Source organism: Gimesia alba, from assembly GCF_007744675.1.
Taxonomy (GTDB): Bacteria; Planctomycetota; Planctomycetia; order Planctomycetales; family Planctomycetaceae; genus Gimesia; species Gimesia alba.
The window spans coordinates 6,635,781-6,658,618 of record NZ_CP036269.1; the positions used below are offsets into that span (position 1 = coordinate 6,635,781).

The following is a 22,838-nucleotide window of genomic DNA, read 5'->3' on the forward strand; positions in this document are numbered from 1 at the left end:
GATATACCTCCCACCTATTTTCATTGCCTCTTCGTCAACGCGGGGGACTTAGGAGATCTATGTCGGTGTAATTCATCGGCTGTTTTTCCTAACCGTTCCAAACCTCAAATCAATTACAAAAATATGAACCAGAATATTCCTGCAAACTGAACATAGCATCAAAACTAACCGATATGTAAAGCGTGTAAGACTTTTGGGTCAATTTCATAAGGGACTATTATGCGTGCCAAACAGTTTATTGTTTTTTCAATCAGTTTGATTTTCATTCAAACAATCTCCTCACATGTTCAGGGAGAAGAAATCCATTGGCAGACCAATTTAAAACAGGCCGCCCAACAGGCTCGGGCTGAAAATAAGGCTATGCTGATTCAAATTGGGGCGACTTGGTGTGGGTTTTGCCATAAGATGGAAAAAGAGACTTACAAAGATCCAAAAGTTATCAAACACGTCAATTCCTGCTTCATTCCAATTCGTGTCGACGCCGATCAGAATGCTGAGCTCGTCGAAGCCATCGGCGTTGCCGGGTTACCCACCACTGCGATTATCACTCCGCAACTGAAGATCGTAAAAAAGATTTCAGGCTATGTCGCTGCTCCGGAAATGGAAGGGCATCTCAATAAAATCTGCCTGGCAACTCACGAACAGGAAGCATCACCTCGTTCTAAGCAACCCATCAAAAAGATGAGCGAAAAAAAGGTGACGACGGAATTTGCCTTCAAAGGGATTTGTCTGGTCAGCATGCTGGACGAGCAAGAGCTGGTCGAAGGACAGCCAAAAATTTCATCTGAATACAAAGGGCGTAAAATCTGCTTTGCCTCTATGGAACACAAACAGCAATTCGACTCCAACCCGGATCGCTATTGGCCTGCCTTTGAAGGGCAGTGTCGTGTTTCCAAGCTGGATCAAAATCAATCTGTGGAAGGCGATCCACATGCAGGCGGCGTCTATCGGGAAAAACTGGTCTTCTTCTCTTCTGCCGCAGAGCGGGATCGGTTCTCGTCTAACCCATCCTACTATCTACTGCAAAAATAACAAACACCTGACAGCATTCCTCAACTTAGGTTGGAAGGGAGAGGAACAAAACTGCTGCCAGGTGCAATCTGAGGAATCGATCAATCAGCCTGATGCGTTCAACGTATCAGGCTGATTTTTTTGCAGGCCCTATTGAACCTTTTCAATCGACTGCGGTTCAAGCCAGACAAATTTGCCTTTTTGTGCAATTTGCTTCCCTTTCACGCTGATTTTCAGACTCTCGAAACGCTGCTTGTAAAGATCGGGGTGTGAATCATGGGCGCCTTCGATGACATAGATCTTGCCGTCATCACTTTTCACAGCCAGCCCTAACGTGTTCGGATCTTTTTTGGGATGCACTCCATACTCACAAGCAGCGCAACCCGTTGTTCCTTTGATAGAAACCAGTTGAGAGGCAGGAGCAGTCGTACTGCTTGTGCTTTGAGCTCCCGCTTTTTTGCCGACGTATTTAGCAGGATTGGACTGAAATTTCTGCATCACAGCTGCACTGGGAAACTGGTAACGCATACCTTTGTAAATCGCTGTGAATTCCGGCTTACCAGGAACGTCTTTTCCACCATCGACTTTGCACACAATACATTTCCCGTCGCACGCCAGATCGACGTCGGCATATTTCTGTGGCGATCGATCAAAAATAGATTTGATCTGGGGATTCGGGAAGAGGAATACCCGTCCCTGATAAAAACTCACGTGATCAATCTTGCCGGGATTCCGGACGCCGTCATGATGAGCAAAACAGACAGAGCAATCACCGTTCAACGCGGGAGCATACTTTGCCGGGTTGGCAGTAAACACATCTTTGATTTCCTCTGAAGGGAACAGATAGGTCTGACCGTCATAAACAACGGAATGTTCTGCAGTCCCTTTGACGACTTTCTGACCTTTCACCAGACAGACGGCACAATGACCATTGAGCGCAACAGGGGCCTCTTTCGACTTCTGATTTTCTTTGGCTTCAAGACCCTGACTGAATAAAGCAAGGGATGCCAGCAAGGCGGCGGTCTTTACGAATCGGGTTAACTTCATCGACTTCTCCTGAAAAACTTGGGTTCTACGGTTTGGGGTTGGGGCCGTTTTGTTTGCATGACTAAAAAAAATCGAACTGATAGCGGGTTGCTCAATTCCAGTTCGTTTCTCATTTGTCACAGACCAAGTATGACTGGAGTACTGGGTTCAATCTGTGGTGTATTTCACAGTCGTACTCTTTTTTCGATTTCTTCTCTCAATCAGAGTTCAGACTTCGGTTGCTCCTGGGCGTGAGACAACCTCCGATAAACCGGTATTGCATCAATTGGCCAAGTATTGATAATCAGAGCTCTCTCCAAAACAAAAAGACTTACAGACATTTCTCAAGTCCTCTCTTACTCTCCAGTTATAAAAAATCAGGTGCCTTATGTGGTGCACAAGTTGCCAGTCCGAAGTGGCTGCAGAAGTTTCTACAGACTCAAAACGGATTCATTGCGCAATCTGTGGTAATGATCTGGGAACCACGTCTGCTGCGCGAATGAGTGACAAGACCAAAGAAGCCCGCGAATTGCTGGCCCGCTGGTCGAATCACGATGTTTTGGACCCGTATGGACCGCTCTCGAAATCTGAAACCCGGCCCCAGGTAGCGACATCTCTATTTGATCAACCGGAAAAACAGTATCCGAAGCCAGCTCCACAACCGTCTGTGGAACCACAGGTTGAACAGCACATTGAGCCTCCTCTACCAACTCCCGAGTCCATACCCGTTGATAGTTACGAGCAATCCTCTGATCCAGCTGAGGAAACAATGCATCACGATTCTCTGGAAAATGAAGAGTCGGTTGCTTATCAACCGCCACGCGTTCCTCAACTTCATTCAGAGTATCGAGATATTCAGGATCTGATTGAAGAAGATGATCAGAGTCCGAACTGGCTGGGACTGGTTGGTCAGCTAATGGCCTATGGTGGTGTCGCCGTTCTGACCATTGGAACGACACTCGTTCTGTGGGGATATTATGGTGGGCCTGCAAACTATGCATCCACAGGCTGGCTGATCAGTACCGCCGGCCAGATGCTGCTGTTTCTGGGAGTCATTACTCTCGTCTCCGCCGGCATGGAACATACTTCGACTTCGGTGAGCCGCCGCATTGATCGACTGGGCCAGCGAATATTCCTATTTGAACAAGCCATGCTGGAACAACAGGAATCGCAGAAAAAACGACAAACCACTTCACGTCCGCCACAAACCAGCGCTTCAGTTCCTGAAGCGGCATCGCGCAAATCTGCCTGATGAACGAATCAATTAGCAGTCGTGATGACGCTGAACGCATTCTACTCCATTTGTTACAGCTGCGTCTGGGATTCCATTGTCAATAGATGCTGCTTGAGTGAAGTCCCTTGTGGTGCTGAGAATCCACCTAGCTTGCCTCCAGAGGCTATCACACGATGACAGGGAATCAACACGGGAATACGATTCGACGACATCACTGTCCCCACAGCACGCGCAGCGCGTGGCGCGCCCGCCTTGGCGGCCAGTTCGCCATAGGTAATCAGCTCTCCGTATCCGATCTGTTTCAGAGCACCGATCACTCGACTCTGAAATGCAGTCAATCGCGGGAGATTCAACTCCACGTCCCGGAAGTCGACAATAGCTCCTTGAAAATAGTTCTGCAGCCGCGCGCGTAACTCCGGATACCAGTTCGCTTCTTCGATTTCATCCGCGACTTCGGCATGGTCTTCTAAATAGAGTCGCTGGACCGTTTGCAGCACATCGCCCTGAGACGGGTGCCCCATGCTGAGCCGTTCGACCCTGTTGTCAGTGCCCAATAATCCACACCAGCCGATCTCTGTGGAAAAAACAGACAATTTTGCCGTGGGAATGTCACCCGAAGTGGCTTTATGTTCCGTACCCATAATCGTTTTGGGAACAGTGACAGTTCTTTGACCCATCTGAAACTCTCCGATAGAATGGACTCGACTCAAAACGAAAATATACGGCAATCCATTTTAGGATTTGTTGAGACCAGGTTACAAGATAATAGAGCGAATATGCACGAATACAGTATGTTGTCTGACGATTATTTTATTAATCTCAATTTATGTACAGAAATGACACTGCCATCCTCACGGGATACGGTTCTGAATTTTTTTGAACGGGTACAAAAATCGTTTCCCAGCATGCGGAACTTTTATAACCGTGGAGAAAGTGGTTTCATTCTGGAAGAAGACAAAGAAGAGGTCGGACAACAGCGCTGGATGTCACTCGAATCACAGCGCGTCTGCAGTGGGTATTTAAATCCCAAGGATCCGGACGACTGTCTGTCCCAACATCAACTAATGCTGGAACTGGTGCCCTACATGCTCTCCGTCAGTCCGCTGGACTGTGAGGCTTTGGATTATATTGTCGGCTTCGATTTTTCCTATCGCGGCAATCACGATGCGCTGGTCGCCGAAGCACTGGGAGCGAATCAGGCCATCGACAGTCTGCTGCAGATTCCCGGCTCCCAGGCGTTGAATTATGAACCATCGATTACACTCAGTCTGGACGATTCCTGTCGTTGCCAGGCGCGATTGCAAATTGAAACGCGCACCAACGCCTATCAGGTCCGACGCGACGATTATCCGGATGAGCAAATTTCTGTGTTCTTCACATTGAGACAGTATGGCAGTCTTTCCGCCGACACCAAACTCGAAGATACCATGCTGGATCTGAAGGCAAAATCAAATCAGCTGATGAAAGATTATGTCATTGATCAAGTCCTGCGGCCGCTGGCACAGGCTATTTCAACGAAATAAAGAGTGTTTTAGAGAAAGAGGGCTGGTCCAGTTTCCAAAACCAGAACGCCCTTATAAAGTAGTTTACATCGAGTGTGCATCCAGAAAACTTCAATCTCAAAGGGGATTCCTTCGTGGCTTTACCATTAAGCGATTTCGCTCAGTCTCTTACCGTCGAAACAGCATTCAGCGTCCTGGCCGTAGCCAAACAACTCAAAGCGGAAGGCAAAGATGTTGTTGAGCTCGAAGTGGGAGACAGTCCGTTTGACAGTACTGCTTCCGCAAAATCTACTGGTATTGAAGCCATTCAGAATAATCAGTCGCACTACTGTGCATCCCCGGGAATTCCCGAGTTCCGTAAAGCGGCTGCCGACTTTGTCTCGCGTGAATTTCAGGTCGACGCAAAACCCGAAAACATTGTCGTCGGTCCGGGCGCCAAAGTATTCGAGCAGTTCTTCTGCGAAGCCTTTTTGAACCCCGGTGATGGCGTACTGGTTTTCAGTCCCTATTTCCCGACCTATCTACCCAACATCGAACGCCGCGGCGCACGCATGGTGCTTTCCGATCTCAAACAGGAAAACAATTTCAGCCCGAACCTGGCTGACATCGAAAAATTCCTGGCAGAAGATCCCTCTCCGAAAGCAATCTTTCTGAACTCGCCCCACAATCCTACGGGAGGGGTCATTGCCGAGTCCGAGCTGAAAGCCATCGCCGACTTGATTCGCGGGAAAAATATTGCTGTCTTCAGCGATGAACCCTACTGCCATATGGTCTGGCAGGGAAAACACCATTCGATTCTTGCACAACCGGGAATGATAGATCAATGTGTGTCCGCTTACACCTTCAGTAAATCCTACAGCATGAGTGGCTGGCGTCTGGGCTTCTGTGTGGCATCAGAAGAAGTCGCAACTTCGATTGGGAAAATGGTAAACACCACGCTTTCCTGTACGCCTCCTCTGGTTCAGTTAGCTGGTGCGGCTGCGCTCAATAACGATTCGAAAGAACGCGATGAAGTCATGCTGAAGTTCCGCGAAAAAGTGGTTCTGCTAACGAACAAATTGAATCAGATCGAGAACTTCCATGCCCTTGATCCCCACGCCACGTTTTACGTGTTTGTCAACGTAGCGCCCGTCTGCAACGAACTCGGCATCACCAGTCATGGCTTGGCCCTGTATCTGTTGGAAGGGGCCGACGATAAGTTTGGCATCGCCTGCCTGGGTGGTGAGTGTTTTGGTGACGCAGGCCACGGATTCTTACGCTTCAGTTGTGCAGAACCCAATGACCGCCTGGAACAGGCGATCGACTTTATTCCGGAAGCAATTTCGCGTAAAGACCGCATTGCCAGTTATCTGGAGTCACACCCGGCGACCCGACTGGAAGCACCTTACCCGGTTTAAGCCAATACGTAATCCGTTCGCTTTTCAGACGAGTCAGGAATAGAGGGAAACGGAATTTCAGGGATGTTATGAATCGTTATCAGACACTGATCCGCACGGGACTCATTCTATATTGGGTTCTACTGTTTACTGCGACTCACATCCCACTGAAAAAGGGAACGCTCCCGCAGGGCACTGATGTGCCTCTGCATTTTATTGCTTACGCGGGGCTTTCCTTTCTGCTGACCTGGTGGCTCTCTCTCCGATGGGACAAGCTGACTCTCAAACGGCTGCTCGCCGTCTTTGTTGGGGTCAGCCTGTTTGGTATATTGGATGAGCTACTGCAGGGAATCCCCGTGTTACAACGTGAACCCAGTCTCGATGACTGGGTGGCCGACACGCTGGGTGGTCTGCTGGGGATTACACTCTACCTGCTGGTTCACAAGCCACTTCAGCATCTTGTGCGGAAGTTTAAGAAGCATGATGAGAAGCCATAAAGTCGACAAAGCTTCGTGCCGCTCTCCATTACTCTTTTTTACTGGTCGCAGGTGTACGCCAGCGTCGATTTGACTTATTCAGTAATGCCGCGGCTCCCGCGGGTCCCCAGGTTCCCGCATAATACGGCTCGGGTGTATGATCTGCTTTTTCCCATGCATCCAATACTGGTGTGACAAACTTCCAGGCTGCTTCCAGTTCATCGCTTCGAGTAAATAGAGTCGAATCGCCACGCAAAACATCCATCAGCAACCGCTCGTACGCTTCAGGCAGACTTTTATGGTAGGCATCCTCAAACGCAAAATCCATCGTCACCGGCTGGATCTGATATTGCATACCGGGCCGTTTCGTTGAGAACTTCATGGAAATCGACTCTTTGGGCTGGATCCGGAAAATCAATTCGTTCGGTTTACGTTCCACCAGCGAACAGATATCGCCATCGCATTCGACGGTCGTAAACAGATTCATTGGTGGATGCTTAAACTGAATGGCGATCTCGCTCACGCGCTCGGGCATGCGTTTACCTGTCCGCAGATAAAACGGCACACCTTCCCAACGCCAGTTCTCTACCATGACTTCCATCGCCACAAAAGTTTCCCGTGTGGAGTCGGGGGGCACTCTCTCTTCTTCTCTGTAGCCGGGAACCGCCTGCCCAAATGATTGCCCGGCGGTATACTGGCCAGCAACCGCCCATTCAGACACAGGGCCTTTCGTCCCGGGTGCCAGTGTTTTCAATACTTTCAATTTCTCGTCGCGGATTTCCTCTCCGCTGAACAAGGCGGGAGGTTCCATCGCGATCAGACACAACAATTGCAGTACGTGATTTTGTAACACATCCCGCAGGGCGCCAGAACGATCATAATAGCCACCTCGCCCGTGTTCGATTCCCTGCGATTCAGCTACTGTAATCTGAACGTGATCAACATGATTCCGATTCAGCAACGGCTCAAAGATCGAATTGCTCAATCGGAATAACAGAATATTCTGAACCGTTTCTTTCCCCAGATAATGATCAATGCGATAAATCTGGTCTTCGGTTAACAGCTCACTCAACTGCTGGCTCAGCTGCTGCGCCGATTCCAGGTCGTGCCCAAACGGTTTTTCAATGACAACCCGCAACCACTCATCATCTGAATTACGCGGCACCATCTGTGCCCGAGACAATGCCTGTACCGCGGGATAAAATAAAGAGGGCGCTGTCGCCAGATAGGCAACCCGTTTGGTGATGATATCGCCAATGGTTTCGCGTTCTACTGCTTCAATTGAATCTTTGAGTTTCGCATGATCGCTTTCGTCTGTGATGTCGACTTCACGATAAAACAGCCGTTTGGAAAACGTAGCCCATTTTTCATCGGTCACCGTTCCGGTACGGGTAAATTGCGCAACCGTATCGCGCTGTTCGTTACGAAATTGTTCGTCCGTTTTTGAACGCCGTGCGAGACCAATGATCGGAAGGTCGGCAGACAGAAACCCTTCACTCCATAAATCATACAACGCAGGAATTAATTTGCGGGCCGTTAAGTCGCCTGAGGCTCCAAAAATCAGGATGGTTGCCGTAGTCAGATCGATTGAAGAATTTGCGTTGGCCATGTCTTAACATCCATGCCTTAAAAAAGTGACACTCTAAAACTGTAAATAAGTGGCTCTAAAATAGCCTGAGATTAGACGTTTGTCGGCAGCTGTTCGATCAGAGAATCCAGTTCGCCTTTCAGCCGCGGCAATATTTCATCATAGGAGTAACGGCCCAGCGATTCGCTCCCTTTTTTCAGATTGACATAATTGGGACCACACCAGAGACCAAGATCGGCATCATCGGTCTCCCCCGGGCCATTCACCCGACAACCCATGACCGCAATCGTAATTTTATGGTCTTTGGCATATTCAGTCATTTTCTTGACATCAGCTGCCAGATCAACAAAGACTTCGTTTTCGACGCGCGAACAACTGGGACAGCTGATGATGTTCAACCCTTTCTGGTCAAAATCAACAACCGTCCGTACGCGACCGGCGGCAATATCATTCAGAATCGTGTGTCCGGCTTCAATCTCCTCTCCCTTGCGATCATTGGGAACTGTCAGAGAAACGCGAATCGTATCCCCAATACCTTTACTGATCAATTGCTCGAACGCCATTCTGGTTTTGATCACACCATCAGGAGGCATGCCTGCTTCGGTGACACCCAGATGAAGTGGAATATCAGGACGCTGCGCAGCAAAGCGGGTATTGACTTCAATCACTTTCGCCGGATCGGAATCCTTAAGAGAAACACAAAAACGGGTGAAGTCAATTGATTCCAGAAATTCACAGTGATCCAGGGCGCTTTCCAGCATGGGGGAAATCGAATCATTGGGATCATACTTTTCCAGTTTCGCCGGATCGACCGACCCGCAGTTGACACCGACCCGGAGCGCACAATCATTGGCTTTAGCGACTTCGGCAATGAAGCGAACTTTCTCCTGCCAGGGTTTTTCCGGTTCGTGATGGTACAGGTGCCCGGGGTTATATCTCAGCTTATTTACATAAGGCGCGATGACTTCTGCCAGCCGATAATTCTCCTGCAAGTCGACAGTCAAAGGAACGCTCGTCTGTTTACGGATTTCTATCAGTGCCGCTGCTTCCCTTTTATTATCGACGGCAATTCGCACGATATCGGCGCCAGCCCGCTCCAGCGAGTGAATCTGGGCCACAGTCGCATCAATGTTACTGGTTTTGGTCGCTGTCATACTCTGGACTGCGATCGGGTGGGCGTTCCCAATGACAACTGCACCAATCTTCACTTCTCTGGTTGGATTTCGTGGTAACTGCAAGTTGTTTGTTCCTCTAGAATAAATTGAGTTCATCTCTGCGTTCAAGCTCACGAATTGTATGAGATACCGGGCTTAACGTCCATTCATGAAAAATGGTCAAAAGTCAATTGGGATTGACAGAATTTTGATGTCGATTTACAAGCCCTCGAGCAATTAATGCATTTTATGCAAAATTAGCGAGTACATACAGTAGGTGGAAGAAAAATGAATCGTCAGATTGCAGGGATGCTTCTCGGTTTCTGTGTATTAAACGGATGTGGAAACGAAGCGCAAACAACTTCGCAGAAAGAAGTTAAACCAAATCAAACAGCAGCCGCTGTCCAACAAGATCAGGCAAAAGCGTCTAAGACGATAGAAAAAAAGAACGCGCAATCTGAAGTGAACGCACAGGTCGCGTTGAATCAGGCTCCCATACCAGAAGCGACTCTGAAAAAAGCAGAGGAATTCTTCGATCAGGGAATGAAACTCCTCAAGCAAGGTAACCTGCCTGATTCGACAAAGGCTTTTTCTGCTGCCATTAAACTGAATCCCAAGGAAGCCAAATACTACTTTCACCGCGGCAGTGTCTGGGCTGATCTGAAGCAAGACGCGAATGCCATCGTGGATTTAACCAAAGCCATCGAAATGAGCCCGAAGAATGCGCAATATTTTTATACGAGAGCGCTATTTTTCATGACACGGGGCGGCGCTCAATTGGCGGTTCAGGACTTTTCACGAGCCATCGAACTCAATCCCCAAGACCATCAGGCATACAATAACCGGGGATTACTCTTCGCGACATCGGGAAAACTGAAGGAGGCCCGTGCCGACTTTGAGCAGGTTTTGAGAATCAAACCCGAAAGCATTGATGCAATGAACAATCTGGGATTTGCATTGATGAATCTTAACGAAATCGACAAAGCGTTTGAGGTCTTGAATCAGGTCATCAAACTGGATCCGAAATACCTGAATGCTTATGACAACCGAGGCCTGGCCTGGTTGAAACAAGAGGAGTACGCCAAAGCAGCAGAGGACTTTTCCAAAGCCATTGAACTGAGTCCGCAGAAATTGAAATTCTATCGCCAGCGGATGATCGCCTACGAAAAAATGAAAGAACCGAAAAAAGCCAAAGCGGATGCCGAAAAAATTGTCTGGCTGCAAAAACTGGCGTCGATTAACGAGCGGATTGCCAAAGCGCCGAAAGACACAGAATTGATTCTTGAACGGGCTCAGTTTTATCTGGAGTCTGAGATGCGTGAAACTGCCATGAAGGATTACGCAAAGATCGTCGAACTGACTCAGGATACCGGACGCGGCTATTATATCCGTGGTGCGCTGTATCTGGACGAAAATAAACTTGATCGCTGCATCCAGGAATGCTCCCGGGCGATTAATATTGAGCCGAACCCTGAAGCCTACTCGGTTCGTGGGGATGCATTCATGAAGCGTGGCGATGTGGAACACGCACTGCGTGATTTTGAGCGAGCTAAACGCATTGATGCGATTGTGGCAAAAGCCTATCTGATGCGGTCGAAATCGTTCAAAGAAAAAGGTGAACTGAAAAAGGCAGCGGAAGATTTTGAACGCGCTGTTGCCATTGATCCTTCTCTGGGCCCCGCGAAACTGAAGAAAGAAAATACAGCCGCAAAACCAGTGATTCGCCCCATTGATTAGTCAGAGATTCAAGGAGCTTTGAATGAGCGGCGGGTTTCTGGACGATACAAATTTCACAGACAGTCGGCCTCAGGAATCGGATCAACTCTTGATTACCGACTTCCTGTTCGTCAGTTTTAATTCCCGTGTGCTTGCTCTGGATCGGGATACGGGAAAGCTGCTCTGGAGTTGGAAAGCCCCCAAAGGCCGTTCGAATTATGTCTCGATCCTGGTCGACGACGAACAGTTATTTGCGTCCATCGATGGTTATACTTATTGCCTGGATCCTTATACGGGCCGTCAAATCTGGTTCAATGCACTCAAAGGATTTGGCTATGGCATCCCCACGCTGGCAACCGCGGACTTGCATACCAACAATGCTTCGGCAGCGGAGATCATCTCACGCGAGCAGCGGAGACAGGACAACGGAGCGCAATAGAAGCATCCGACAGGTAAGCAGTTAAGTTGCTTCAGGAGAGGAGTTCGGCGTTTGTCAGGTGCCAGCGATTCGGATCCATAATCGAATCCAGTTTGAAATCCGGGTATTTCGGATTGGCGTACACAAAGACTTTTGTCTCTGAGTGCCGTTGAAAGAACCCAAACCGTGACAGGAGACGGGAGACCTCTTCCCGCCCGAAATAGTTGATCACAATCGACTCCAAGCCGATCTGTCGACTGTGGTGGCAAAACGCCGCCAGCATTTGTTTCAGTGATTTCAGATCTCGATAAAAAAAGTCCTGAATACCAGCCGCATAGTCACCGCTACGACCTGTCTCCCCCAGTACATAAATCATGTATCCCAATAGTTCGTGATCTCGATTTTCCAAGGTCATTATATGAAAGCGTGTGCTGGGCTCACGACGAAAACGCCATTCCAGAAAATCACGCGTCCGCTCGACCATCACGGTGCCTTTGGAATTATCATTGAACAGAGTTTCAAAGCGATCGTCGATGGGTGCGTCAAAATTCACGATATTCCGGTGAGACAAAAAAGTGCGCGACTCAAGTGAATAAGCACGTAAAGCCAGGTCAAGGACAGAGGAGGCACTTTTTCGTAACACGGTAGAACGGATTCGCTCTTTGAGTTTGTACTCACAACGAATGGGCTTGACCCAATGCTGGAATGTGCCCACTTCCTTATAGCGACAACGCTTGAAGATCGCTGAAGCCGTATCGGTCATGCCATATACAAAATTGAAATCAGTTTCTGGTAAATGTGAAATCAGAGCGCGTTGCAACTTTAACGCGGCCTGAGCAGACCGATGCTCTTTGTCGATATTAATTGATTCGGCTTGCCCCACAGCGAAAGGGTGCCCGTCATAATTCATGCGGCGTGTTAACAGGCCGGTAGACCCGATCAGTTGCCCGGCTTCATCCTCTCTTGCCAGCCAGCAATAGTTCTCCCCAAACGGATTTTGCTGATGAGACCAGTTGAACCAATGAGAATCGGTTTTCTTGAAATTCCGATTAATCAAAGATAGTAGTTCATCCTGATTGTCACTCGGGGTCGCCTGAGTGATTGAATAACCCATGTTGAAAGAACCTGTTCATACATTCTGACGGGAGTGAAAAAAAGCCGAATTTAACATTCATGAAGTCTAGGCCACGACTAACGGAAGTCAAATTAAATCAAAGTCGGCTGATATTAGTGATCGAGCACATGCACAACCAGAGGCAATGGGATGCAATGGCAGTCGTAATTAAGAGACTGAGAAAGCACTTACGAGCAAATCAATGAGTCTCGCGTTGGCTTCCGGAAACTGTAGTTCCGGTAGAGATTCGACAGGAAACCAGTGAAAACCCTGCAGATTGCAGGTCGTGAGATCTGACGGGAGCTGAGCTGGTCGGCATAACCAGAAATGTAGTTTCACGTCAGCATGATCATATGAATGCTCTTCATAGAGTAATTCGTTGATCGCAATGACCTCCAGGCCGGTCTCTTCCTTGCACTCTCTGACAGCACAAGCTTCCGTCGACTCCTCTGGCTGACATTTCCCTCCAGGAAATTCATGGAAGCCTGCCAGAGCGACACCTGCAGGGCGAACACCTATCAGGAATTGCCGTTGATGTTCGACAACGGCAATTCCGATTCGGTTTGTTTTCCGGGAATTCATCACAGCAATCCGTTTTATTCCGAGAACGTTCTGATCTGATCAAAGTTGTCGGCTATCTGTGACTCGACCAAAAATCATCCGCCCCGCGCTACTCTGGAGCACACTGGTTACAACCGCGTCAACATCACGGCCTACAAGGTGATTGGCCTGTTCACAAACTACCATCGTGCCATCATCCAGATAGCCCACACCTTGCGCCTGCGATTCTCCCTCTTTGATGATTTTCAACTGGATATGTTCGCCAGGCAGATAACGTGGTTTGAGCGAGTTCGCCACATCGTTCAGATTGATCACATCCACTCCCTGAACGCTGGCGACCTTATTCAGATTGAAGTCGTTGGTTACCACTTTACCGCCGAGCTTCTTCGCGGCCACCACCAGACGCTGGTCAACCGTCAGACCTTTTTCTTTTTCCGACTCTTTCGCATCGTACATCGAAATGTCAACATTCGGATTATTCTGTAACGTGGACAGAATATCCAGACCACGACGGCCGCGGACACGCCGGACTTTATCACTACTGTCAGCGATATCCTGGACTTCTTTCAGGATGAAGTCGGGAACGACCATCTCGGAATCCAGAATTTTGGTTTCCACAACGTCGGCAATTCGACCATCGATGAGGGCACTACTATCAAGCACCAGAGGACGGCCCCCTTTCAACTCACGCGAAAACTCAACGTAAGGCACAATAAACCGAAAATCATCTTTGGTTTGCAGCAGAAAAGAAATACACAGGTAGGGCAGGGTGAGTGTGGTAATCATCACAACTCCCTCTCCCCAAGGCGTTTTCGAAATCACAGGCGTTAACGCCTGGATCAACAGATAACTGAGGAGCACGCCAACTAACAGCCCGAAATAAATGGCGGACATGACTTCGATGCGCTTGCGACTGATGAGGAGATCCAGGCAGGTCACACCCTGAGTAAAAATCATCAACAGGACAAATGCAATCAGAGGGTACTGATCAACGGGGCTGGGCGGGTTGGAACTAACATAGGTGGCGATGGCTCCTGCGCATACAAAAGCGTAGAGCACTCGGATACTGATTAACAACATTGTAAATGAGTCACTTTAAGTCTAAGAAAAACTTCTAGTTATTTGTTCCCAAAGACTCTACTGTGCTAACACTCACCTTAAAAACAGATTTTCACATTCGGCGGTTTGGCTCGAACGTGATCCAGAAACATTCCTGTTCTCCGGAAAGGGGTGTCAGACATCCAGAGAGTTTGGGAATGATTTTGATATCGGCGCCTCAGGTTAATCCGAATTGATCTCAACGATGGAATTCAGCTTACCTGATGAACAGCTCTAAGAATGAGACTCTGCTCATTCCAGAACCAACTTTGTTCAACCCGTTTACAATTCAACCCGATAGAGAAATTTCGATTCAGATCAGGACCTCGTCTATTCCTTCACTAAAACTTCATTTTTGAAACAAACTTCTCAACGGCAGTCTCGTTCACAGGTACCGATGCAACAAAATCATTGTGTGATCTCCCAAACACACAACACATTGCAGCATTCATTTCTCGGTTACATTAACTTTGAAATTTTCAGCTTTTATTACAAACCTTTTCTCTAAGTGAGCAAAAGGATCATCGTTCACTATACCCAAACCAAATTACTCACGCTACTCAAAAGGAATCTGTAAGAACCGATTCTGGAACTTAATCGGGAATGAGTGTCATGTCATAAGTGCTTATACTGAGTCCAGATCCAGACTTGCTTCACTACAATCCAACCTGAACTTGAGAGTCAAGCACTTCTGTCCCAGAGGAACTAGACATAGGACTACTTTGATAGCCGTTGTACTTGATGTCACATTCAGCGAACCAGTTTTTCTAAGTCAAATTCAATAAAAAAAGCTCACAGTTCTTCATAACTGTGAGCTTTTTGGGGGAATTGGAACGTGCTCTAACTGCCAGCGGCTGGCCCCCCCACGGGAGGCGCGAATTTGATCTTTTCGATGTAACGGATAATGTGCTTACCCGAGGAATCGAGCCGGCCGGTACAGGCACTGACGGCCTTCAACGTATACTCATAATGCAGGTTATAATCAGCTTCGATTTCAACCTCCATATCTTTCGTGATCGGATTACCGGGTTTTCCGATGATCTTCAATATCTCATTGTTCAGGCCGGCAAACACATTCGGCCCGTTTCCGAGATTTACCTGTCCCAGACGAATCGTATTCAGTGAACCATCTTCATTGGCAACCAGACGGACTTTAATATCTGGAAAAATATCAGGGTCTTGAGAAGCATCCGAATTGTCTGTGATCGGCATGTTGACATTGAAATCCCCTTCCGGTTCCACAATATTCAGCGTCAACATAAAGAAGATCAAAAGCTGAAAAACCACATCGATCATCGGCGCCATCTGAGGCTCGATCTTTTCTGCTTCTCGACCGGAACTACGTAACTTCATAGGAATTCTATCCTGCAATAATGAAATCTGTCACGTTGACAGAAAGTTTCAAAAATCGTCGCTATTGCGTCTTTTGTGTCGCCTTGAAGGCAAACTTTGTAAAACCACTTTCCTGAGCGATCTTAATCAGATCTTGTATTTGTCCTGTTTTCACGAGCGCATCAGCTCTTAAGATCACAGGAACATCTTTCGGATCCTGATTTTTCTGCTTGTAAATACGTGCTTCCTGCTCAAACTTGGGCCCGAACTTTAATACCGGAATTCTTTCACCGGTATAAAAAATATATGCCTGGGGATCGGTTATTTCTCCCGCCTTGTTGCGTTCAAAACCGATATTCAAAACCAGTTCGTCGGCTGCCTTGACTTCCGGTGGTTTTGCCAGAGAGTCGGAAGGCAGCTTGACACGTTCGTCTGCCTGGATCTGCTCAAAGTTGGTAATCACCATGAAAAACGCAATTAGCTGAAAAACGATGTCAATCATCGGCGTCATATCAACGTCAGCAACTGCCGGCTTTTGAGATTTGATTTTCATTGAAATACTCTCCCCTCAAACAGTTTCGCTCCAACCAACAGAAGGAATAAAACAGTTTGATCGTTCCTTGTGCTATTTGCCGCTCGAAGAGAATCGGTTCATCAGACTTTCGCTGATCATGCCAACTTCCAGTGAAAAACGAGCAACACGATTTCTTAGCAGACTGTAGAAAATCATTGCAGGAATCGCGACTGTCAAACCTTCCAGCGTTGTAAACAACGCGGTGGAAATCCCATCCGCCAGTTCTGAAGGCTTAGGAGATGTTGCGGAACTCGCAATGGTCTGGAAGCTCAAAATCATACCATACACAGTACCCATCAGCCCGATCATCGGAGCGATGGCGCCAATCAATGCCAGATAGCTCAGCTTGTGTTCCATGGCCATGTTTTCATCTTCGCCGACTTCCTGCATACCTTCGACGGCTTCTGCGTAACCTTGATTCAGTTTACTCAGACCTGCTGCCAGAACTCGCGCGACAAAGGAATCATCGCTTTTTGCCAACTCGAAAGCCCCTTGATAATCTTTGTTATTGATCTTTTCTTCAAAGGCACCAATCAGATCGGGTGGCATCAGATTATCTCGACGAATTGAGAGCACGTTGGCCATGATCAGAGCAACCATCAAAAATGAAAGCAAAAGCAGAATCAGACCAAAGAAACCGGAAGCACGAATCATCCAGGACAGAAAGCTTTCCGACGCTGCAGCCGGAGCAGCACCATTACCTGCAGGCGCTGCTGCCGGAGCATCTCCCCCTGCGGGTGCTTCACCAGCTGGCGCTTCGCCTTCTCCCGCGGGAGGTGCCTCGCTCGCTGCCGGTGCTTCGCCTGTCGCAGGTGCAGCAGCTTCATCCTGATACGCCCAGCTGTTTGTATTCAAACCAAGTGGCGTAAACACGACTGCGCAAAGTAATAATATGCTCAGGCTACGATAAGCCAGTGAAGTCTGATTCCGTTCCAAGGAATTCCCCATCATCATCGTTGTGGTCTCCGGTCTACTGAAAGGAGTGTTAATCGTGGATCTCTTGCTATCGGACTGGGAAGTCTTTTTTCAAGTGCCCGTTATTATTTATAGGTCAAAATTGCATTGTAAAGGGTAGACTTAACGAATCTGCCCAGCAATCTGACATTCGTGTCAATTTCTCAGCTTCCTTCCGCTTTTTGGGTCCATTCACTGTTTGGATACTGTTGCTGCAGCACAGCACGGGCTTCGGCGCCACGTTCCGGTTTCTGAACTTTTCCCCATAATGTGGATAAGTGATACAATGCTTCAGCATGAATTGCAGGTTGCGACGGAAACAGAACATCAATGTGCAGATAAGCGATTAAAGCTTCTTTCGCTTCTCCTATCTCACGGAAGCAGTCGCCCTTGCGCAGATAAGCTTCTGCCAGGAGTGCGGTTTGTTGAGGGTCGGCTGTTTTAATAATCTGATCAAGCACCGTAATCGCTTCTTTTTGTTTGCCTTCTTTTTCCAGGCAGACTGCACTACCTAATTGAGCAGCACGCTTACTGGCCATTTCTGCTGGTGACTTGGCATCCATCTTGGCAACGGCATCAAAGGCTGCCAGAGCACCTTTCACATTTCCCTGTGCCAACAAAACACGCGCTTTCAGATTTTTGGCGTTCATCTGGGTGTCTTTCCAGGGAGAACGCTCTAAAGTTCCAAACTCTTTATTTGCAGCCGCGTAATCTTTCTTGGCGAGATAAGCTTCTCCCAGCAGTTTCGTTGCCGCGTAGTACTGATAGTGATCGCCATTGGCCTTGATAAAATCAGACAGGAATTTAATAGCATTGTCCAGATCAGCCGCATTTGACTGGGCACTTTTGGCCGTAGCGCGGGCAATCATAAACTGCAGGTCTGTTTTGAGATTGGCACTGGCGCCAGCCTGCGCTTTTTTATACTCATCCAAGGCGGCAGCATAGTTCCCGTTTTGTTCCTGATTTCGGGCAATATTCAATTGGGGGGGTTCGCCATTCCAACGCACACGCTGAATTTCATTTGCAGGAATTTTGACACTCTTTGTGCCCCGTTGCAAAGTCAGTTCCGTTTTTGTGTAGCCTTTGATATCGCCTAACTGCGGGCTGTTGCTGTTATATTGATAAATCGTGTCGGCAGCTTCCAGATGGGTAATGGTCAGAACTTGCAAACCTGCCAACAGAATCAAACTTAACCAGATCGGGCGTTTCATCAGTTTATTGCTCCTCAACAATAATTGGTCTCATCACAGATAGATGTTGTTGTCAGCCTGAGAAACTCAGGCGTCTTTGGATTCACCTTCCGGACGAGGTCTTGACTGTTTTTGCTGTTTCGCCTGTGCGGCTTTTTTCTTGGCAATCGCCGCTTTACGGGCTGCGATTTCTTCCGGTGACATCTGCGCCAGTTTGGCCTTACGGGCGGCAATCTGCTCCGGTGTTAATTTTCGTTTCTCTTTACCAGTTCCACTTTGTTCTGGTGCTTTTTTCCGTTTTTCTTTTTCAGGTTCTGCTTTCGTGCGTGGTTTCTCAGTGCCCACATTCGGCATGGCAGACTTCGGAGACGCCGACCGACTCGTTTTGGGAGCTGGCGCTGGTGGTGCCGGAATCTCCGAAGGCATTGTCACATTTGAAGCAAGTTGATACGACGGACGTGCTTTTTTCCCAGGCTTCAATCCGAAGAAATAAAACGCAACAGCACCACCGATCCCCAAGACAATCACGGCCAGGAATAACATCGTATTCGAACCACCTGGTGCCTCTGCTGCAGCCGCTGACTGTTGTGCGACTTTCTGCTGAGTATTTGCTGGTGATTCTGTTTTTAACTGTTTTGCATCATTCGCAGCCACTGTCTCAGTCGCAGTCTGACGCCGTTCCAGATCGACAGGATCTTCACCCATGTCAGTCTGAATTTGTCGATACAGTTGGTTAAACCGTTCCCAGACATCATCTGGCAAATCGACACTTATCTGACCGAAGACGTTGGTCTCTAATTTTGCTTTTTCCAGTTCTTTGGTATCGTTGATGGCAATTCCGTATTTTCGGCGAGACTCGATTTTATTGTACTGGGCGTCATAGTACATTTTCTTCAAATCATCACGTCCCGTGGAAGCAATGGAAGTCTGTAAGATACGAGTGAGATAAGCCCAGCCTCGAAGCAGGGCTCCCCCCTCAAGCTCCATTCCATTGATCGCTTCCAGATATTTTTTGTTGGAGTCCCCCTGACCACTGCCGGCCCAGTCCTGCAGAATGGAAGCTGCTTCAAACTGCACTTCGGGAGAATTATCTTTTTCTTTGAGCACAGGTGTAATCAGTTTCAACGCTTCTTCAAATTCGCCTTGCTGCCGCTTACAGTTCACTAATCGCAGTGTAATTCCGACCTGGAAGTTCCCCGGAATAAAATCTCCGGAGGCGTCTTGTCGTTTCTGAATTTCTTCAAAGGCGGCGGCGGCTTTGTCAAAGTAGCCCCGGGCGATTGCCGGATTCTCGCTGGCACCCTGTCCCATTCCATAATAGGTTTCACCAATCCAGACCAGCGATCCGTACGTCTGATCTTTCCGTTTGAAGATATCCGTCAGGAATGTTTCCAGTGACTTACGGACATCGTCGATTCGCTTAGTATCCCCGGCGGCTTTGAGACGTTCGATCTCTTCTGTGATCTTTTCACCGAGCTGGCGATACATGTCGGTAATCGATTCGCCTCCCGTGCCCGATGCAGATTCCTCTAACTGGTTCATCGCTTTCCGGGCCAGGTCAATCTGCTGTAAGCCAATGTAAGCGCGTAGTTGAAGCTGGTACACCAGATTTGCGAAATCACTGCTTTGCACCCCTTTTGCAGGCCGTTTTTTGCCTTTCGCAAGATGAATGGCTTTTAGTACGGAATGCGGGTCTTTCGACAGGATATCGATGGCTTCCTGATAGTTGCCATTATTGAGCGCGATCTGTGCCAGTGATGTTTTCGCCGCGGTCAGATTTTCCGGCGTCGCCGCGGTGGGTGGAACCGATTTCTCTGTCGCGGCAATCCCTGTCCGTAAATGCTTCTCAGCAAGTTTCGCCCATTCATTCACTTCTCCAGGCTTTGTTTCAGAGCGACGCGACATCGCTGTCAGATAACTGTTCCAATATGCCTGACCTGCTCTGATTTGTGCGTCCACATACTGAGGTGCCGTCTTTGGCACTTGAGAATACCATTTTGCCGCTTCTGCTGGTCGGTCGGTCTGGCTGTAGATATTCCCCAGCTGAATCCGAGCATCATTCGCACGGTCGCTATCCGGCCATTTGGTGGCGATCAGATTACAGATGCTTTCCATGTGCTGGTTATCCACATACCGCTGCTCTTTCGGCGCATCGTTATAGGCTTGCAGGAAACCCGCCAGCGCCAGATAGGCAGCATCCAAAGCAATCTGGGCGCTGTCTTTGTGATGATTGTTGGCGATGTATTCACCGAGAATTGCACACTCGTAACTGCGTCGCAGATTATAATAGGTGTAACACAGTAAAAACCGGGCGTGATCCAGTTCCTTCGGATCGGTTTTTCCGTCTGCCAGTCTCAGAGCAATTTTCAGTAGACGTGCCGTCTCTTCCATGTACTGATTTAGTTCGACCTGTGCTTTCTTTTTATCAGCAGGCGATTTTGCTGCGGCGACTTTATCTTTTAAGGACTTGGTCTGTTTGATACGATCCTGCCCTAAACCGTAGGCGGTCTCAAAGTCTTGGGGATCTCCGCCAGAATTGCCCTGTAGTTTCGCATTCAGGCGGCCCACCATCAGACGAGAAACATCACGGTACTTTCCTCGGAAGGCATTCACAAAACGAGCGTTCGTCAACGCCTGTCGTAGAATACGTTCCTGGTCACTCTTTTTCGTTCCCTCGACATTCGCCAGCGCTTCCTGCGCACGTGCCAGCTCCCAGGTAATTCCCTGGCCGATCGCAGTTCGACTTCGAGACCGGTTTTCTTTTAACCACTGCTCGGCTTCGTTAATCACCAATTGATAGTCTTTTTTCTTTTCATCATTCAAACAGATGAGTCGAAACTGCAAGATGTTATCTTTTAACTGTTTGATGGGCTGTGATTTTCCAGGGTGGCCCAGCAGTTCATTATAAATCCCCAGGGCGCGTCCCAGTTCTCCCTGCTCTTCAAAGCATTTTCCCTGCCACATTCGGGCATAGAGCCCACCCACCTGACTGCGATAACGCTCGTGAATTTTGGCATATTCTTCAGACGCTTTTTTCAACAGACGATTAAAATCGGCACTGCCGCGATCATAGGTTTGCGCTTCTTCGTAAGTACACTGTGCCAGGTCGAGCTGGGCACTCATGAACTGAATTTCTGCTCTGGCACGGGCTGCGTACTTTTCCGGCTCTTTCTGCTTATCAATGAATGTGGCCGGAAATGATTTCCAGGTTTTTTCGTGCAGGTTATACGCTTTTTGAAAGATCGCCCGCGCTTGGGCAACGAGTTTGCGGGCGGCTGTTTGAGCCTCTTTTTTCTTGACTTGATCAGAAGTCTGCGCTTTGCGAACCTCAACTTCCGCTTTCTCAAGAATAATCTTTCCACGTTCGGTATTGGCCGTCCCTGCTTTGGGGTGATTCGGGCTCTGCTTTGTGAACAACTCAAGTTGTGCCAGCGCCTGATTCAGCGTTTCCTCCTGATCTTGGGGAAGTTTCTGAGTTCGCGAGAACATCATCAGCGTCATCGCGCGTTCAAAGGGAATCAGCTCTCGAATTTCTTTGGGTGTTTCTTTGTCTGCCTCAATTTGATTCAGATAATCCAGAGCGGTATCGTGATAGTTTTTGTCCCGTAGTCCCTCGATAAACTCAAGATACTGCTCTTCGGCAAATGAGGGGGTCACGAAAGTCAGAATCGTAAACAGACTCAGGATCGAAACAAAATGGAATAGACGCATACTTATAAATTCCATCGCTAATGAACGAATGAACCAAGATCGTGAAAGAAAGGAGTTATACCCACGAAATCACGTAATCGAAAGTAGCCACACAGAATGGACACACCTTGGCATACATTATACCTACTTCGTTTACTAAATGTTCGCTGACAGATTAGTTTTTTCTGCGAGAGGTGATTTTCCAAAGATGAGAGAGAACCATTCTTTACAGAAAATGTCTATAAATACCAGCATATCCCGGCGGGATGGTCTCTGCAAGAAAGATGCCCGGAATCATTGATAATTCCAACTGTTCAGCCCATGAAACCATAGAATCCCAGTTTGAATAACGCAGACCCGCTGAGTTTACTACGCCCCTCATTGGCAGATAGTTGGCAGTGACTTACTTACTGCTTCAGAAAGAGATACCGAGGAATTAAGAATCACAAACCAAAATTCGCATCACCTTCGAATTTGACGCTGGACTCTGATGTCTATATAAAGAGGATCAATTACAGTCAATCTATTCAACCGGAGAGGTGACAGAGTGGCCGAATGTGCCGGTCTCGAAAACCGGTGTGCCGCAAGGTACCGGGGGTTCGAATCCCCCTCTCTCCGCTTATATTGAATCAAACACATGCTGAATCGTTTCCTGCGGTTCAGCTTGTTTTTTATCCCCGCTGGATTTCCGTTCGTGAGTCAATTGTTTCCTGCAGTTCTGCAAACGAGAGCTGCGCTCACGGGAGTGTAACAAACTGCGACAGCAGGTAGCTGGTAAAATATCGCAGGAAAAAATACGCAAAATCCCATCTACTTTGTTTCCT

General features: G+C 48.1%; 19 protein-coding genes and 1 tRNA gene. 8 read left to right on the top strand and 12 right to left on the bottom strand.

Translation table 11 applies throughout. From position 1 onward, the window contains the following. Nucleotides 1-219: 219 nt before the first annotated feature. Nucleotides 220-1,032, top strand: a complete 813-nt coding sequence (locus Pan241w_RS24695) for a DUF255 domain-containing protein (RefSeq protein ID WP_145221013.1) — start codon at nt 220-222, stop codon at nt 1,030-1,032. 129 nt (nt 1,033-1,161) lie between these two features. On the opposite strand, the gene Pan241w_RS24700 is transcribed toward Pan241w_RS24695, so the two are convergent. Further along, a complete protein-coding gene (locus tag Pan241w_RS24700) occupies nt 1,162-2,058 on the bottom strand; it encodes a YHS domain-containing protein (protein WP_145221016.1) in 897 nt (298 codons plus the stop codon). Between the two features lie 367 nt (nt 2,059-2,425). Between Pan241w_RS24700 and Pan241w_RS24705 the strand changes: the two genes are divergently transcribed. Continuing rightward, a complete protein-coding gene (locus Pan241w_RS24705; RefSeq protein ID WP_145221019.1) occupies nt 2,426-3,289 on the top strand; it encodes a hypothetical protein in 864 nt (287 codons plus the stop codon). Nucleotides 3,290-3,342: 53 nt separating this feature from the next. Here Pan241w_RS24705 and Pan241w_RS24710 read toward each other — a convergent pair whose 3' ends face one another. Beyond that, complete coding sequence (locus Pan241w_RS24710) at nt 3,343-3,948, bottom strand: methylated-DNA--[protein]-cysteine S-methyltransferase (protein WP_145221021.1); 606 nt, start codon at nt 3,946-3,948, stop codon at nt 3,343-3,345. Nucleotides 3,949-4,107: 159 nt separating this feature from the next. On the opposite strand from Pan241w_RS24710, the gene Pan241w_RS24715 reads away from it, so the two are divergent. From Pan241w_RS24715 to Pan241w_RS24725, 3 genes are all read left to right on the top strand, one after another. Continuing rightward, nucleotides 4,108-4,794 (top strand): hypothetical protein, encoded by a 687-nt coding sequence (locus tag Pan241w_RS24715; RefSeq protein WP_232107267.1) that lies wholly within the window; start codon nt 4,108-4,110, stop codon nt 4,792-4,794. A gap of 113 nt (nt 4,795-4,907) precedes the next feature. Further along, a complete protein-coding gene (locus Pan241w_RS24720; RefSeq protein ID WP_145221027.1) occupies nt 4,908-6,170 on the top strand; it encodes a pyridoxal phosphate-dependent aminotransferase in 1,263 nt (420 codons plus the stop codon). A gap of 68 nt (nt 6,171-6,238) precedes the next feature. Next, on the top strand, nt 6,239-6,646 hold the full coding sequence (locus Pan241w_RS24725; RefSeq protein WP_145221030.1) for a VanZ family protein: 408 nt from the start codon (nt 6,239-6,241) through the stop codon (nt 6,644-6,646). Nucleotides 6,647-6,674: 28 nt separating this feature from the next. On the opposite strand, the gene zwf is transcribed toward Pan241w_RS24725, so the two are convergent. Together zwf and ispG are read right to left on the bottom strand one after the other, a co-directional pair. Continuing rightward, nucleotides 6,675-8,234 carry a glucose-6-phosphate dehydrogenase gene (gene zwf, locus Pan241w_RS24730; RefSeq protein ID WP_145221033.1) on the bottom strand — a complete coding sequence of 520 codons (1,560 nt, stop codon included), beginning with the start codon at nt 8,232-8,234 and terminating at the stop codon, nt 6,675-6,677. A 71-nt stretch (nt 8,235-8,305) separates the two neighbouring features. Then, nucleotides 8,306-9,451: a (E)-4-hydroxy-3-methylbut-2-enyl-diphosphate synthase gene (ispG, locus tag Pan241w_RS24735; RefSeq protein WP_145221036.1), complete on the bottom strand. Its 1,146-nt coding sequence runs from the start codon at nt 9,449-9,451 to the stop codon at nt 8,306-8,308. Nucleotides 9,452-9,655: 204 nt separating this feature from the next. Between ispG and Pan241w_RS24740 the strand changes: the two genes are divergently transcribed. Together Pan241w_RS24740 and Pan241w_RS24745 are read left to right on the top strand one after the other, a co-directional pair. Continuing rightward, the gene (locus tag Pan241w_RS24740) at nt 9,656-11,104 is read left to right on the top strand and encodes a tetratricopeptide repeat protein (protein WP_145221039.1); all 1,449 of its coding nucleotides are present in this window, start codon (nt 9,656-9,658) and stop codon (nt 11,102-11,104) included. A gap of 22 nt (nt 11,105-11,126) precedes the next feature. Then, nucleotides 11,127-11,522: an outer membrane protein assembly factor BamB family protein gene (locus Pan241w_RS24745; protein WP_145221042.1), complete on the top strand. Its 396-nt coding sequence runs from the start codon at nt 11,127-11,129 to the stop codon at nt 11,520-11,522. Between the two features lie 31 nt (nt 11,523-11,553). Here the strand turns inward: Pan241w_RS24745 and Pan241w_RS24750 are convergent, their stop codons facing one another. The 8 genes from Pan241w_RS24750 to Pan241w_RS24785 form a co-directional block, all read right to left on the bottom strand. Continuing rightward, a complete protein-coding gene (locus tag Pan241w_RS24750) occupies nt 11,554-12,615 on the bottom strand; it encodes a GNAT family N-acetyltransferase (RefSeq protein WP_145221045.1) in 1,062 nt (353 codons plus the stop codon). Nucleotides 12,616-12,783: 168 nt separating this feature from the next. Then, complete coding sequence (locus Pan241w_RS24755) at nt 12,784-13,197, bottom strand: (deoxy)nucleoside triphosphate pyrophosphohydrolase (protein WP_145221048.1); 414 nt, start codon at nt 13,195-13,197, stop codon at nt 12,784-12,786. A gap of 39 nt (nt 13,198-13,236) precedes the next feature. After that, nucleotides 13,237-14,256 (bottom strand): PIN/TRAM domain-containing protein, encoded by a 1,020-nt coding sequence (locus Pan241w_RS24760; RefSeq protein ID WP_145221050.1) that lies wholly within the window; start codon nt 14,254-14,256, stop codon nt 13,237-13,239. Between the two features lie 858 nt (nt 14,257-15,114). Next, nucleotides 15,115-15,627 carry an ExbD/TolR family protein gene (locus tag Pan241w_RS24765; protein WP_145221052.1) on the bottom strand — a complete coding sequence of 171 codons (513 nt, stop codon included), beginning with the start codon at nt 15,625-15,627 and terminating at the stop codon, nt 15,115-15,117. A 61-nt stretch (nt 15,628-15,688) separates the two neighbouring features. Further along, the gene (locus tag Pan241w_RS24770) at nt 15,689-16,159 is read right to left on the bottom strand and encodes an ExbD/TolR family protein (RefSeq protein ID WP_145221054.1); all 471 of its coding nucleotides are present in this window, start codon (nt 16,157-16,159) and stop codon (nt 15,689-15,691) included. 72 nt (nt 16,160-16,231) lie between these two features. Continuing rightward, entirely contained in the window at nt 16,232-17,134 is a 903-nt protein-coding gene (locus Pan241w_RS24775) for a MotA/TolQ/ExbB proton channel family protein (RefSeq protein ID WP_145221057.1), read from the bottom strand. A 164-nt stretch (nt 17,135-17,298) separates the two neighbouring features. Beyond that, a complete protein-coding gene (locus Pan241w_RS24780; RefSeq protein ID WP_145221060.1) occupies nt 17,299-18,345 on the bottom strand; it encodes a tetratricopeptide repeat protein in 1,047 nt (348 codons plus the stop codon). Between the two features lie 66 nt (nt 18,346-18,411). Further along, complete coding sequence (locus tag Pan241w_RS24785; protein ID WP_145221063.1) at nt 18,412-22,035, bottom strand: tetratricopeptide repeat protein; 3,624 nt, start codon at nt 22,033-22,035, stop codon at nt 18,412-18,414. 512 nt (nt 22,036-22,547) lie between these two features. On the opposite strand from Pan241w_RS24785, the gene Pan241w_RS24790 reads away from it, so the two are divergent. Beyond that, nucleotides 22,548-22,632, top strand: a tRNA-Ser gene (locus tag Pan241w_RS24790). The last annotated feature ends 206 nt before the right edge of the window (nt 22,633-22,838 follow it).